General features: G+C 53.6%; 15 protein-coding genes. 2 read left to right on the top strand and 13 right to left on the bottom strand.

Annotation, left to right across the window (positions count from 1 at the left end):
- Positions 1-2: 2 nt before the first annotated feature.
- Complete coding sequence (gene flhA / locus DS878_RS06870) at positions 3-2,180, bottom strand: flagellar biosynthesis protein FlhA (RefSeq protein ID WP_113815218.1); 2,178 nt, start codon at positions 2,178-2,180, stop codon at positions 3-5.
- A 234-nt stretch (positions 2,181-2,414) separates the two neighbouring features.
- Here flhA and upp point away from each other — a divergent pair, with 234 nt between their 5' ends.
- Positions 2,415-3,053: a uracil phosphoribosyltransferase gene (gene upp, locus DS878_RS06875; RefSeq protein WP_113815219.1), complete on the top strand. Its 639-nt coding sequence runs from the start codon at positions 2,415-2,417 to the stop codon at positions 3,051-3,053.
- A 2-nt stretch (positions 3,054-3,055) separates the two neighbouring features.
- A complete protein-coding gene (locus DS878_RS06880) occupies positions 3,056-4,312 on the top strand; it encodes a uracil-xanthine permease family protein (protein WP_113815220.1) in 1,257 nt (418 codons plus the stop codon).
- 394 nt (positions 4,313-4,706) lie between these two features.
- Here the strand turns inward: DS878_RS06880 and flhB are convergent, their stop codons facing one another.
- From flhB to DS878_RS06940, 12 genes are all read right to left on the bottom strand, one after another.
- Positions 4,707-5,843, bottom strand: coding sequence for a flagellar biosynthesis protein FlhB (gene flhB / locus DS878_RS06885; RefSeq protein ID WP_113815221.1), 1,137 nt, complete (start codon positions 5,841-5,843; stop codon positions 4,707-4,709).
- Between the two features lie 32 nt (positions 5,844-5,875).
- A complete protein-coding gene (gene fliR / locus DS878_RS06890; protein ID WP_113815222.1) occupies positions 5,876-6,661 on the bottom strand; it encodes a flagellar biosynthetic protein FliR in 786 nt (261 codons plus the stop codon).
- 3 nt (positions 6,662-6,664) lie between these two features.
- Positions 6,665-6,934 carry a flagellar biosynthesis protein FliQ gene (gene fliQ, locus DS878_RS06895; protein WP_096781298.1) on the bottom strand — a complete coding sequence of 90 codons (270 nt, stop codon included), beginning with the start codon at positions 6,932-6,934 and terminating at the stop codon, positions 6,665-6,667.
- A gap of 9 nt (positions 6,935-6,943) precedes the next feature.
- Positions 6,944-7,708 carry a flagellar type III secretion system pore protein FliP gene (fliP, locus tag DS878_RS06900; RefSeq protein ID WP_113815453.1) on the bottom strand — a complete coding sequence of 255 codons (765 nt, stop codon included), beginning with the start codon at positions 7,706-7,708 and terminating at the stop codon, positions 6,944-6,946.
- Positions 7,709-7,716: 8 nt separating this feature from the next.
- Complete coding sequence (gene fliO, locus DS878_RS06905) at positions 7,717-8,160, bottom strand: flagellar biosynthetic protein FliO (RefSeq protein ID WP_113815223.1); 444 nt, start codon at positions 8,158-8,160, stop codon at positions 7,717-7,719.
- A gap of 1 nt (position 8,161) precedes the next feature.
- Entirely contained in the window at positions 8,162-8,665 is a 504-nt protein-coding gene (fliN, locus tag DS878_RS06910) for a flagellar motor switch protein FliN (RefSeq protein ID WP_113815224.1), read from the bottom strand.
- Complete coding sequence (fliM, locus tag DS878_RS06915; protein WP_113815225.1) at positions 8,658-9,656, bottom strand: flagellar motor switch protein FliM; 999 nt, start codon at positions 9,654-9,656, stop codon at positions 8,658-8,660. The genes fliN and fliM overlap by 8 nt, the downstream gene beginning before the upstream one ends.
- A gap of 71 nt (positions 9,657-9,727) precedes the next feature.
- Positions 9,728-10,237, bottom strand: coding sequence for a flagellar basal body-associated protein FliL (fliL, locus tag DS878_RS06920; RefSeq protein WP_113815226.1), 510 nt, complete (start codon positions 10,235-10,237; stop codon positions 9,728-9,730).
- Positions 10,238-10,412: 175 nt separating this feature from the next.
- Positions 10,413-11,537, bottom strand: a complete 1,125-nt coding sequence (locus DS878_RS06925) for a flagellar hook-length control protein FliK (RefSeq protein WP_113815227.1) — start codon at positions 11,535-11,537, stop codon at positions 10,413-10,415.
- 141 nt (positions 11,538-11,678) lie between these two features.
- A complete protein-coding gene (locus DS878_RS06930; protein WP_113815228.1) occupies positions 11,679-12,035 on the bottom strand; it encodes an Hpt domain-containing protein in 357 nt (118 codons plus the stop codon).
- 32 nt (positions 12,036-12,067) lie between these two features.
- Positions 12,068-13,819, bottom strand: a complete 1,752-nt coding sequence (locus DS878_RS06935) for a fused response regulator/phosphatase (RefSeq protein WP_113815229.1) — start codon at positions 13,817-13,819, stop codon at positions 12,068-12,070.
- Between the two features lie 24 nt (positions 13,820-13,843).
- Positions 13,844-14,149 (bottom strand): STAS domain-containing protein, encoded by a 306-nt coding sequence (locus DS878_RS06940; protein ID WP_113815230.1) that lies wholly within the window; start codon positions 14,147-14,149, stop codon positions 13,844-13,846.
- Between the last annotated feature and the right edge of the window lie 60 nt (positions 14,150-14,209).

Consider the following 14,209-nt stretch of genomic DNA (forward strand, 5'->3'; position numbering starts at 1 on the left):
GTTTACTGGCCCACGGACGCCACGATCGTAATTTGTTTGTTATCCGGTATTTCCTGGTATGAAAGCACATGCAGACGCTCCACACCGTAACTCGCAAACCTGGCAAGTACTGGCCTCAGCGGGCCGGACACCAGAAGGATGGCGGGCTTACCTAACATCTCCTGTCGCTGCACGCTGTCTTTCAGAGAACGCTGCAGTTTTTCCACCATATTCGGTTCCAGAACCATGCCTATATCTTCCTGAGCGCCAGATTGTTGACTCTGCTGAACAGACTTCAGCAATAACTGTTCCAGGTCCGGATCCAGCGTAATCACAGGTATCTCCTGATCGTTGCCACAGATGCTCTGAACGATCATCCGGCGCAGGGCCTGACGGGCCACCGTAGTCAACAACCTCGGGTCCTGACTCTTCGGATGCACGTTCACAATGGACTCGGCAATGGAGCGCATATCACGGATGGGTACTTCTTCTTTCAGCAGGCTCTGAAGCACTTTCAGTAAAAGACTGATGGAAACCGTTGTCGGCACCAGCTCTTCCGCCAGCTTGGGCGAGACTTTTTCCAGCTGATCCAGCCATTTCTGGACTTCTTCATGGCCCAGCAGTTCGTGGGCATGTTTCTGCAGAACCTGATTCAGGTGCGTCGCAACGACCGTGCTGGCATCAACCACCGTATAACCAAGTGTCTGTGCCTGATCTTTCTTCTCCGGCTCAATCCAGCTCGCATCCAGACCAAAGGCCGGGTCTTTACCTTCAATACCTTCAATCTTGCCAAACACCTGACCGGGATCGATGGCCAGTTCCCGATCGGGATGTATTTCCGCTTCGGCTATGGTTACCCCCATCAGAGTAATGCGATACACATTAGGCATAAGGTCCAGGTTGTCGCGAATGTGTACCGAGGGCATGAGAAAGCCCAGATCCTGTGACAGTTTTTTACGGACCCCTTTGATACGGCTAAGCAGCTGACCACCCTGGGACTTATCCACCAGAGGTATTAACCGGTAACCGACTTCCAGTCCGACAATGTCCACGGTTGCCACGTCATCCCAGCCCAACTCCCGGCTCTCTCCCGGTGCTGGTAGTTGCCGACCCTGATCGCCGCCAGCATCACCAAGGGGCATATCACGTCCCCCCGGGCCAGGTATAACGCCAGCCCCACCACGCCCGGGGAATGCTCCCCCCTCCTCTACAACCTGCCGGTCCTTTTTCCAGATAAACCAGGCTCCAGCAGCAGAGAGCCCTCCAAGCCCAAGAAACGCCACATGGGGCATGCCCGGTATGAGACCCAACAGAAGAAGAATACCCGCCGCTATCGCCAGAGCTTTGGGCGCATTGAACATCTGCTGAAGAATCTGTCCTCCCATGTCCTGGCTGGACGTCACCCGGGTAACCATGATTGCTGCAGAGGTTGAAAGCAGAAGTGACGGGATCTGGGCAACAAGACCATCACCGATGGTGAGCAGCGCATAGCGCTCCATGGCGAGGCCGAAACCCAGACCATGCTGGACCATACCAATAGCCACACCACCAATAATATTGATCGCCAGAATCAGCAGACCTGCAACCGCATCACCCTTGACGAACTTGGATGCACCGTCCATGGATCCATAGAAGTCGGCCTCCTGCGCAATCTCGGCACGCCGGTGTTTGGCCTCATCCTGATTGACAAGGCCGGCGTTCAGATCAGCGTCAATAGCCATCTGCTTGCCAGGCATTGCATCCAGAGTAAAGCGGGCGCTTACCTCAGAAACCCGACCAGCCCCCTTGGTGACAACCAGGAAGTTTATGATCATCAGAATGGCGAAGACGACGAGACCAACAGCATAGTTACCACCGATCAGCACCGCACCGAAGGACTCAATAACCTTACCCGCAGCATCGCCACCCTCGTGTCCCTCAAGTAACACAATCCGGGTGGACGCCACGTTCAATGCCAGACGCAGCAAAGTAGCTACCAGCAATACCGTCGGGAAAGACGCAAACTCCATGGGCCGAAGCGCGTAAACGCAAACCAGCAGAATGACGATCGAAAGCGTAATGTTGAACGTAAAAAATACATCCAGCAAAAAGGCAGGCATAGGCAGTATCATCATGCCCAGCAAACCCATCAGCATGACAGGCACGCCGAGGTTACCCCGCGTCAGGGATTTGACATTATTCAGGACTAAAGCTCTGTCCATGCCGGGAGCATCTCCGATTCACTGTTCCAGAAGGCGTTTTCAGGGTCGAAATTCTGACGCCGGTGCATCTTTTACAGGGATACCGCAAGATCCATACCACTGTGGGATATTTTTCGACCGGGCGCTGGCTTTCCCGGCCTGACTCACCTTCCAAGATGCGGTATCCTTGCGCCACTTATTCGCGAATTTGCGTCCTGAACCCAACATCTCCAAAACCCACATACAGGTGAGCCCATGCCGATCCACGAGGTAAAACACCCCCTGATCAGACACAAACTAGGCCTGATGCGCCGTGCCGACATCAGTACCAAGAATTTCCGTGAACTGGCTCAGGAAGTCGGTTCACTGCTCACTTACGAGGCCACAAAGGACTTCAATCTTCAGGAGAAAACCATCGAAGGATGGGCCGGCCCGGTAACCGTGGAGCAGATCCACGGCAAGAAAATTACAATCGTCCCTATCCTGCGGGCCGGACTGGGGATGCTGGATGGCGTTCTGAGCCTGATTCCTGTGGCTCGGGTGAGCGTGGTTGGACAGATCCGCGATGAGGAAACCCTGGAAGCCAATACTTATCTGGAAAAACTTGTAGGTGAACTGGACCAGCGTATGGCGCTGATTGTAGATCCGATGGTTGCTACCGGCGGTTCAATGATTTCCACCATCGACTTGCTAAAGAAAGCCGGAAGTACGGAAATCCGCGCATTAGTGCTGGTCGCTGCGCCCGAAGGCATAAAAAATGTTCTGGACAAGCATCCGGATGTATCTATTTATACAGCCTCTGTAGATGAATGCCTGAACGACAAAGGCTACATCCTTCCAGGACTTGGAGATGCTGGCGACAAGATCTTTGGCACCAAGCAGAAGGACGCCTGACCATGGAAGACCATTCCAGGGATCCTGTCTGGAAGCAGGCAATTGCCGGCTCCCAGATGCTTCTGGTCGCTTTCGGCGCTCTGGTGCTGATGCCGCTTATCACAGGCCTCGACCCGAACGTTGCCCTCTTTACGGCGGGTTTGGGCACCCTGATTTTCCACATTGTGACCGGCGGCCAGATCCCGATTTTCCTGGCCTCGTCTTTTGCATTCATCGCGCCGGTTATTGCCTCCAAGGGCAAGTTCGGTCTTGAGGAAACCCTGGGCGGCCTGATGGCTGCGGGTATTCTTTATGTTGTCCTCAGCGGTGCAATACGCATGCGCGGTACCGGGTTTGTAACGCGCCTCCTGCCCCCGGTAGTTATCGGGCCGGTTATCATGGTGATTGGCCTGGGACTGGCTCCTGTTGCGGTTCATATGGCTTCGGGCCGGGCAGGCGACGGCAGCATTCAACTGGTTCCCGAGACTACAGCCTTATTGATTGCGATGATTTCGCTGACTGTCACCGTTATCGCTTCGGTCTGGTCCAGAGGTATCTTTCGTCTTATCCCTATCATGTTTGGTGTAATTGTCGGTTATATCCTGTCTGCGATTGCCGGCATTATTGATACCACCCCGGTTCAGCAGGCCGCCTGGCTTGCGGTTCCGAATTTTGTGGCACCGGCGTTCAGCTGGGGAGCAATAATGTTCATGATTCCGGTTGCGATTGCCCCGGCCATTGAGCACATCGGCGATATTCTGGCGATTGGTAATGTTACCCGCAAAAACTATCTGGAAAAGCCAGGCCTGCACCGTACTCTGCTGGGCGATGGTTTAGCTACCAGCGCAGCTGCTTTGCTGGGTGGACCACCCAATACGACATACTCCGAGGTTACCGGAGCGGTCATGCTGACCCGCAACTTTAATCCAAAGGTGATGTGGTGGGCCGCGTGCACTGCAATCGTTCTGGCTTTTGTAGGTAAGTTCGGCGCGGTACTTCAGACGATTCCGGTACCGGTTATGGGCGGCATTCTATGCCTGCTGTTCGGCTCCATTGCCGTAGTTGGTCTGAATACGCTCATTCGCCACCAGGTTGATTTATCCCAGGCACGGAATCTGGTTATCGTGGGAGTGACACTGGTATTCGGTATCGGCGGCATGGTTCTGGGCCACCTTGAAGGTATCGCCCTGTGTGCGGTAGCTGCGATCGTTCTGAACCTGGTACTCCCGGGCAGCCGCGAAGCCTGGGGGAAGGCTATTTACGAGCACAAAGAAGACTGACTAAAACGTTAATGCCAGCCACTGGTGTCTTCGGGCACTGGTGGCGATGTTCCCCTCTCAACACTTACCCTCTGCTTGTAGCCTGAAAATTCGATAGTTGCAGGCGCGCAGAACCCCTGCTGTTCAACTTTCGAGATACCGCAACTACAAAATCCCTGTGTTGAAAGCAGTGGATTCAGCCTCAGATATCCAACAAAACTACAACCACTCAACAATTATGCGCTTAGGCTTTAGCGACATCGTGAGGTCTACCGAGTGGTGGTGGGTGGCCTTTTCAGGACTGTCGGTGGCCAAGGACGGCCACCGTCAAGCCCCCATGGATGGGCTCGTAACGTGTCCTGCAAAGGCCACCCACCATCACTCCTCCCCCAAAACCAGAAAGCTAGGGACCAAACTAAATATCCCGCCGTAGGTCAGAAGGAATCGGTAAATCAGGCATCCCGGGCTTGGGCCCACGCCCTTTGCGGAACTGCCGGAGCTGGAACACGTAGGCGAGCACCTGAGCAATGGCCATATACAAGCCATCCGGGATTTCGTCGCCTATATCACTGTTGTGATAAACCGCACGGGTAAGAGGTGGCGTGCGAAGAATTTCAACCTTGTGCTCCCGGGCGATTTCCATGATTTTGAAAGCTGTCTCATCGTGCCCCTTAGCGACAACGACAGGCGCTGCCATGGAATCAGAATCATACTTCAGTGCAACGGCGTAATGGGTCGGGTTGGTGATAACAACGTCGGCAGTGGGCACGTCCTGCATCATACGACGCTGGGCCATTTCCCTCTGGAGCTGGCGAATTTTGCCTTTAACCTCTGGTTTGCCCTCTGTGTCCTTGTATTCGTCTTTGACTTCCTGCTTGGTCATTCGCAGCTTTTTCTGATGATCATAAATCTGGAATGGCACATCGATCGCAGCAATGATGATCGTGGCACAGGAAAGCAGAAAAAAACTCCAGGCCAGTGTCCAGAGCACGTGTTCCATAGCAGGCACTACAGGTTCTTCGGCGATGGAGAGGAGGTCTTCAGTACGGATATCCAATATGAGAATCGCCAGCGCCATAACCAGGCCAACTTTAGCGATGGCTTTGACCAGTTCGATCAGGGAGCGCGCAGAAAACATCCTGCCAAGGCCTTTTATGGGATCCATACGATTGAGCTTGGGTGCTATGGCCTTGCCACTGAACAGTAACCCTCCAATACCGATAGAACCGGCAATGGCAGCGATGAGCAGGAGTGCAAGGATTGGTGAAAGCGCCCATGCGGCTTCTTTGGCAGAAGCCATCAACTGAATGCTCATGTGCCGGGTATCGAATATGGCAGAGCGTTCCAGCGTAAAAGCATCACGCATGATGGCTTCCAGAGCAGCGCCCAGCTGAACTCCGAAAACCAGAAGACCACCAGCTCCGGCGATCAATACAGCCATGGTGGCCAGCTCTTTTGATCGGGCTGTCTGGCCATCCTCCCTGGATTTCTCAAGCCTTCGGGGGGTGGCCTCTTCGGTTTTTTCCTGACTGTTGTCGTTTTCGTCTGCCATGCTCTGACTCTTGGGGTCTCATCAGGACCAGCCTACGGCTGCCCCTGAAGATTTCGCATAAACTCAAATGTTTGCCGGGTGTACTCTTCAAAGTGCGGCAAAAAATTGGCGTGCAGCACCCATATAGCAAACAATCCAAAAATCAGGCCAATCGGGAAACCCAGAGCGAAGATGTTCATCTGGGGTGCCGCCCGGGTCATAACGCCGAAGGATATGCTCACGATAAGTACAGCTGTAACCGCCGGCAACGCAAGCAACATAGCCGAAGCAAACATCCAGCTTATGCGATGTGCCAGCGCCCAGACACCTGACTGCCCCAACCCCTCCATGCCGATGGGCAGTGAGCGGAAACTTTCGATGAATACTTCAAACGCTACCAGATGACCATTCATGGCAAGGAACAACAAGGTGACCGTAATGGTGTATATCTGGGACAGCACGGGTACATTGACGCCATTGGCGGGGTCAACCATTGACGCAAAGCCCAGCCCCATTTGCATGGCAATCATCTGGCCTGCGATAACAAACAGTTGCCAGAGGGCAGTCAGAGCAAAACCCATTCCTACGCCGATCAGGATCTGTTGCAAGGTTATAATCACAGCGTCGGCACTGAGGGCCTCAACCTGCGGCACTTCGGGGATCATTGGCACAATCAGTATGGTCATTAACAACGCCAGACCCAGACGTACCCGGGCAGGCACCAGCTGGGTACCAAAAATCGGGATAACCATCAGAAAGCTTGCCAGACGGAACAGTGGCCAGAGGTGCTGCCCGACCCACTGGCCGAGCACGTCTGCACTGAGTTCGGCTGGAATCATGGGTCAGCCGATCAGGAAAGGAATGCTGGATATCAGCCGGTGTGCATGATCCAGAAGTTTAGTCAGCATCCATGGGCCCATCACAATAATAACAATGAGCGTGACCAGCAGACGCGGCAGAAAACTGAGGGTTTGTTCGTTGATCTGGGTGGCTGCCTGAAAGGTGCTGACCACAAGGCCAATCACCAACCCTGGCCCGATAATCACCGAGGCCAGGAGAACGATCATCCACAGGGCTTCCCGCACGATATCGATAACGGTTTCCGGAGTCATGGATTCCTCCTATATCCCGTAACTGGCAGCAAGGGTGCCCATGATCAGGGCCCATCCGTCCACCAGTACAAACAGCATAATCTTGAATGGCAAGGAGATAATGATGGGCGACAGCATCATCATACCCATGGCCATCAGCACACTGGCGACAACCATGTCCAGGATCAGAAACGGAATAAACAGGATAAACCCTATCTGGAACGCAGTTTTGAGCTCGCTGGTCACAAACGCAGGCATCAGTATCCAAAAGGAGACATCCTGTGCCGTGTCGTACTGAACATCGGCAATACGCATAAACAACGCCAGGTCATCTTCCCGGGTCTGTTCCAGCATGAATTTCTTGAAGGGTTCACTGGCCAGCGCCACCGCTTCCAGTGAGGTGACCTCTTCCTGAAGGTACGGCTGCAACCCAACCCGGTTCGCCTCTTCCAGTACCGGCTTCATGATAAAAATACTGAGAAACAGAGCGAGGCCGAGCAGTATCTGATTTGAGGGCGTAGACTGCAGTCCCAGTGCCTGACGCAGAATCGCAAACACAACGATGATGCGGGTAAAAGATGTCATCATCATCAGCATGGCTGGCAGAAACGTCAGCGCAGTCATCAGCGCCAGAATCTGCAAAGTTACCGTGTATTCCTGTGTACCTTCCCCTTCCCCGGGCTGAACCGTCAAGGCGGGAATACCTGGCAGATCCGCAAACGACAAAGGCGCCCAGAGCATGCCTCCAAACATAACCGCCAGCGGAAGAAATCGTTTCAGCATTGCCACCATCATGGGCCTGTTCATTCCTTGTCCGGGGCTGTCCAGGATTTTCCGATCATACTTTGCAGTCGACGGGCAAAATCGCCTGTGTTCGGGTTACCCGCATCCACAACAGGCTCTTCAAAGACCTGCAGCGTGCGAATGGCCGACGGGGTAATGCCCAGAAGAATCTGTTGCCCCCCCACTTCTATAAGAGCAATACGCTCACGAGCGCCTATAGCCATCACGGAAACAACCTTGATGGCATTGTTGTTCATGCCTGTCATCCCGTTCATCCGGCGGATAATCCAGGCACAGCCGTATATGACTGCAATCACGGCGACCAGCCCAAGCCCCAGGCTGAGCAGGGTTCCAAGGGTATCAGGTGCCCCGCCTGGTTTGCCCGTTATTGTTTCCGAGGCTTCTTCAGCAAGAGCGGGCATCGCCGGGAACAGCAGTGACAACCCTGCGGCTTTGATCCACATTCTATTTCTGCAGCCGTTTGATGCGTTCACCCGGGCTGATCACATCGGTCAGGCGAATACCGAACTTCTCGTTGACCATAACCACCTCGCCGTGAGCAATGAGCGTACCGTTGACCAGCACATCCAATGGCTCACCTGCCAGCCTGTCCAGCTCGATAACCGAACCCTGGTTGAGCTGCAGAAGGTTACGGATGGGAATCTGGGTATTACCCACCTCCATCGAAATACTGACGGGAATATCCAGAATCACATCAAGATCTGGCGGTGGCCCGCTACCCTCTGTAGCCAGGGATTCCTGCCCGAAATCTTCCATAGGCGCAGAACGCACATCACTATCAGCGGTTTCACCCGTATCTTCACCGGCTTCTTCCATCGCCTGGGCCCACTCATCATCCCGGGTCTCTTTAGCGCCCTCTTCGCCGGTTTCTTCCATGGCAGCTTCCCACTCAGCCGCCAGTTTTTCGTCCTCGCTCAGCTCCTGACCGTCTTTGTTGTCGTCAGCCATTGCGTTCTACCTTCAGTTGTTTTTTTAACTTGGGCCGTGTCGCCCGCTCATGGATTCTAAGCGCCAGTTTCCCGTCCCGGGTCCCCATGGTTGCCTTGTATACCGGCACTCCATTGGCCGTGACAGTCAGATATTCGGGCACCTCTACAGGAATAACATCGCCAGCTTTCAGTTTGGCGATGTCCCGCAAAGAAATTCTGCGCCTGCAAACGGTCGTATTAACAGGAACCTCAACCTCTTTGATATCTTCCTGCAGCGCATTGACCCAACGCTCATCTACATCATCAACGTCACTTTGAACCCCGGCATCAAGTACATCGCGGATAGGTTCAATCATTGAATACGGTAAAGCAAAGTGTAGCTCACCACCGCCACCATCCAGCTCAATATGGAAGGTGCTGACCACCACCACCTCACTGGGACTGACAATGTTGGCCATGGCCGGGTTTACCTCGGAACTGAGGTAGTCAAAATCTACTTTGATAACCGCATGCCAGGCCTCCTGCATGTCTTTAAAGACCTGGTTAAGCACCATCTGCACTATGCGGTTCTCCGTGGGCGTAAACTCCCGCCCCTCGATCTTTGCGTGCCGGCCCTCACCGCCAAAAAAGTTATCAACCAGTTTGAACACGAGCTTTGCATCCAGAACAAACAGCGACGTACCCCGCAACGGACGAACCTTGCAAAGATTCAGACTGGTAGGTACATACAGCGTGTGGACGTATTCGCCGAACTTCATGATCTGCACGCCGCCGGTAGATACATCCGCATTGCGACGCAGGAGATTGAATAAACTGATACGGGTGTAGCGGGCAAATCGCTCGTTGATCATCTCCAGTGTAGGCATCCGACCACGGACGATACGATCCTGACTCGCGAGATCGTATGATTTTACGCCGGTTTCGTCAGCGTCTTCATAAGTATCAATGTCACCGTCATCCACGCCGTGGAGAAGCGCATCAATTTCATCCTGTGACAGTAAATCCTGCATACCTTGTCCTGCCGCTGAAAAACCTTGCCCGGGCTTGGGCTCTATTGAATTCTCTACTGTAACTGCACGCTCTATTGCACTACAAAATTTCTCAAGAGCACCTGATCGACAGCGGGCTCGCCTTCCTGCTCCAGCACCTGGTTCACCGTTATCAGCATACTATCCACCAGGCCCTGACGGCCTTCAGGTGTCTGCAACTCCATAAAGCCGCTATTGCCGAGCACCATAACCAGCTGGCTTCGAATCAGCGGCATATGCAGTTGCGCCGCCGAGAGCGCCTGGGGATCCCTTGCGCCGAGCGCCACGTACGCCTGGGCATAACGCTGACGCCCCTCACCCTGCACTGTAGTAACCAGGGCCTTTTCAATTTCCAGATAAGTGCTTGGCGTAAAGGTTTCGGTCGCAACGCCCTCGTCGCCCTGGGTATCCTCACTCATCCCGGGCAGCCCGCCTCCGAGAAACCACAAAGTGCCCGCAACCGATAAGGCGATCGCCAATATGACCACCAGCACTACCAGAATGATCAGTTTCAGTTTGCCTTTCTTGGCCGGTGCCGATGTAGGTGCGTTATTTTCTGCCATAGTATTTTTCGCCAGAAATCCGTCAATGGAAGCTCTTTTCCATGACTTTTACAGATTGACTGCAAAGGGCGGGCCAAAAGGCCCAACCCTCCCGCTCAGAACCGCAGTTTAGCGTTGCATGGAAGGATGGGCAAAGCAGATTGGCGAGGAATACCCTAAGAAGCAGCACGGCCCCTCAGGCAAAAATATCAACGGCGCCGTTCCAGCTAAGGTCAAGACTTCCCGCCTGGGCCTCCAGGTCACCACTTTCTGCTCCAGCGAGCTCGGTGCCTGCATCAGAAGAGGAGCCGTCACTTTCACCTGTACCCTGCTCTCCGCGCTGGTTCTGGGCGTTATCAGAAACATCAAACTGAGCCAGGGAAAGCCCCTGCTCGCCCAGCATGTCTCGCAGCCGGTGCGAATGCAGTTCAAGCTGATCCCGCACTACCGGATTAGCGGCATGAACAGTGATATTAGCCTGATCATTATGAACGCGAACCCGCACTTCCATAGGCCCCATGTCAGGTGGAGTGAGATGAATCTCGGCCACTGAGAGGTTTTTGGCAGTCAGCCAGCTAAGTTTCCCCATCAGCTTGTCCCCCCACTCAGCGTGGTTTACCGGAACATCGACCGAAGTTGCGTAGCTTCTCAGAGGAACCTGAGCATCTGCCGCAAGCTTACCTGCGGAATTGCTGGTGTTTTGTGCTGAAACCAATTCCATGGCTCCGTCAAGGCGAGTGCCGGTCAGCAAACCTGAAGAGCCCAGAGCGCTGTTTTTTTCTCCAGCAGTCGGTAACAGGCTCTCGGTTAACTGCAGCCCGCCCATAGTTCCATCTATGCCGACCTTAGCTCCTGAGATTCCGGCGAAAAGCTCAGCACTCTGGATGATAGACGGATTATTGGCATTACTGCCTGCCAGGACACCTTCCCCGGTTGCAGGTAAGAGCAGGGCCTGCAACTCTGCAAAGGTCAACGGAGTCGCTGTAGCTTCCATTTCGGGGCTGAGTTCTGCGGTCGGCTCCTTTTCTGCCACGCCCTTAGCAGCCGCTTCATCTTTAACCGCAGAGGTGTTTTTATTTGCCTTATCCGGTCCGCCGCTTTGCCTGGCCGACGCAGGCTGACTTGCTGGCTGTGCAGAATCTTCTTTTTCAGCATTCCGCGATTCTGCCTGCCGGCGATCAAGCCGTTTTTGTTCCGCTCGGGATACAGATTCATACCGGCTTTCACCGATATCATTATCTCGACCGGAATCGGATTTTAATGCGCCGGAATCACTCTGGATTCCGGGCACAGAAGTCTGGGGAAAAACCATCTGGGCCATGGCAACCTCTTGCCGCTTTTGATCGGTAGAGCACTGTTCAGTCCGTTTCAGAGCTGAATTTCAGGCTGTTTCCCAAACAACTGCAAAAGCGATGCCATTCGCACATTCAACCTGGCGGCACCCGGTTGCTACCCTGCACGCTTATCCAACATCACGCACCATCAACGTATCAAACGCTTCGATAACCCTTTGAAACTCAGTGGAAATCTCATCAACAACAGGAGAACCCTGGTTCAGATCCCCATTCCGACCGGCCGTTTCTGCTTTCTGGCAAAGCTCTCCAAGGCGCGTAGCCCCTATATTAATGCAGCTGCCCTTGAAGCTATGCGCGGCTTTTGTAAAGGCATCTGAATCACCCTTCATCATAGCTTCCTTCAGGCGTTCAATTCGCTCTTTCGAATCCGTAAGATAGGTTTCGATCAATAACGAAAATTCATCTTCCATGACGTCTCGAAGCTCTGCCAAAGCTTCTTCATCAAGGTGTGGTATATCAACCATGACCAACTCCCTTGCTCCTGTATAAATCCCGATTAAAAATACCAGTCATAACTAATTTCCACCCGGCTCCCCTGATTATGGAACCGGATGGAATCTGCCAGCCGCTTTAGCAATATCAACCCGCGCCCCGCATAGCGGGGTCCACTCTGCTCCATCTCCATGGATTGCAGAGCCGGATGATTCTGAAAATCAAAGCCCTGACCGCTGTCTTCGCAAATAATTCGCAAGCGCCCACCCCAATGCATAGGTTCATGATGAAAGCTGAACCTGATGTAATGGTCGCTCACTCCGCTCAGACGTTTGGCTCGCTCGGAATAATACTGACAAAACCCCTCTGACGTGTATTTCCACTCCGAAGGCAGTTCAAGTACTCCGTGCTCCAATGCATTATTGTACAACTCTGAGAGCAGGGTATATATCTCTCCGCTCTTACGGCGCAAACCAGGCACTTCCATACAGATGTGCAGCAACAGCGGCAAGGGGTTAAACTTCTCCAGAGTACACTCCCTGATTTCATACACGCAATTCCACTCAGCAGGCCCCGCTAGAGAGGAAGGCACCGTACCTTCAGGCAAGGCGGCAAGCCCTTCCTGATAAAACATTTCCAGACAGCAAAGCGTAAGGTCATCACGAAATTTCTGACGTCCGGTAAACCTTCGTATTTCACTCATCAGAGCATCAAACGGGTGCAGGCCGGAAGACAGGCCCTCAATAGCATGTCGTACACCTCGCTCGGCAAAAAGTTCGCCGGCTTCATTACTGCACTCAAGTACGCCATCTGTCATCAGCAACAACTTGTCGCCAGGGAGGGTCCTGATAGTTTCCATTTCAACGCTGAATTGGTCCGTGCTCAGAATACCCAGAGGCAGGTGCCGGGACGACAGGCGAAACAGCACTACTGAGGAGCGCACCAGCCAGGCGTCAGGTAAGCCACCATTCCATACATTCAACTGACCCAGCTCAAAGTCTGCCTCAACCATCATCCCGCAACAGAACATGTCTTTCGGCAGTATGTGTACAAGTTTCTGGTTAATTTCCCGAAGAATATCGGCCCCGTCAAACCCCTTGCCGGCCATGCCGTAGAAGGTTTCCGCGACAGGCATGGCGCCCATTGCCGCAGGTAGCCCGTGGCCGGTAAAGTCACCTGCAAAAACAAGCATCCCACCCGCCGGACGCGGTGACGCAAACAGAACATCACCACTGAAGATCGACAAAGGAGACGCGTGATAACGGATATTAGGCGCATCCAGGCATCCTGTATGCGCAACATTGTCAAAAACCCGCCGCGCCACATGCTGTTCTTCGAGTAGTTTACGGTTGCGCTCATGCATCAGATCTCTCTGGTCTGACAGAGTCTGATGCATCAGACGCATTCGGTTAAAAGCATTGATCTTGGCTTCAATCATTACCCGGTTATAGGGTTTACTGAGAAACCCATCGCCGCCCGCCTCAAGGCAGCGGGCCAGATCCTCAGCTGCGGAGAGAGAGGTAATAAAAATCAACGGCACCATGCGTTCACCTGCACAGCGTTTAATCTCCCGGGCCGCTTCCATGCCATCCATTGCGGGCATCAATGCATCCAAAAGGACGATATCCGGCTGCCCCGAATGAAAAAGCGCTACAGCTTCATGGCCATTAGCAGCATCCAGCACATGGTGTCCAAGGCGAGTTAACAGGGTTTTCAGTATCAGCCGATCACTGTCACTATCATCGGCAATGAGGACTCTGAGGGGACCGCTTCCTGCGGCGATTCCTGCATCGGGTTCCGTAGCGGGTGCATCCATGAAGGGTTCCGGCTGCCAGAGCAATCACCGAATGATGAATAATTGCTCGAAATTGGAAATGGTCAGAATCTTGCGGACATCGCTATTGCAGTTTTCAATGGCAATACTGGCGTCGTCTCCACCGGCATAATCTCTCAGCAGCAGTAGCATGCCCAGCGCTGAACTGTCGAGATAGGTTGCCTGGGACAAATCCACAATGTAGCTCTGGATATCCGTGCCTCCGTGCTCGTACGCATCACGGAAGGCCTGATGGGTGCTGAAGTCAAAACGACCATCAATTTTGATAATCAGAGTTTTACCGTCGTGACCACGGCGGGTATGGATCGACATCCGCAAAACCTCCGGAGGTATTCAACGAAACATCAAGCTGCCATGTGCAGGCGACCAACG

The sequence above is a fragment of the Marinobacter sp. F3R11 genome, from assembly GCF_003318275.1.
Taxonomy (GTDB): Bacteria; Pseudomonadota; Gammaproteobacteria; order Pseudomonadales; family Oleiphilaceae; genus Marinobacter.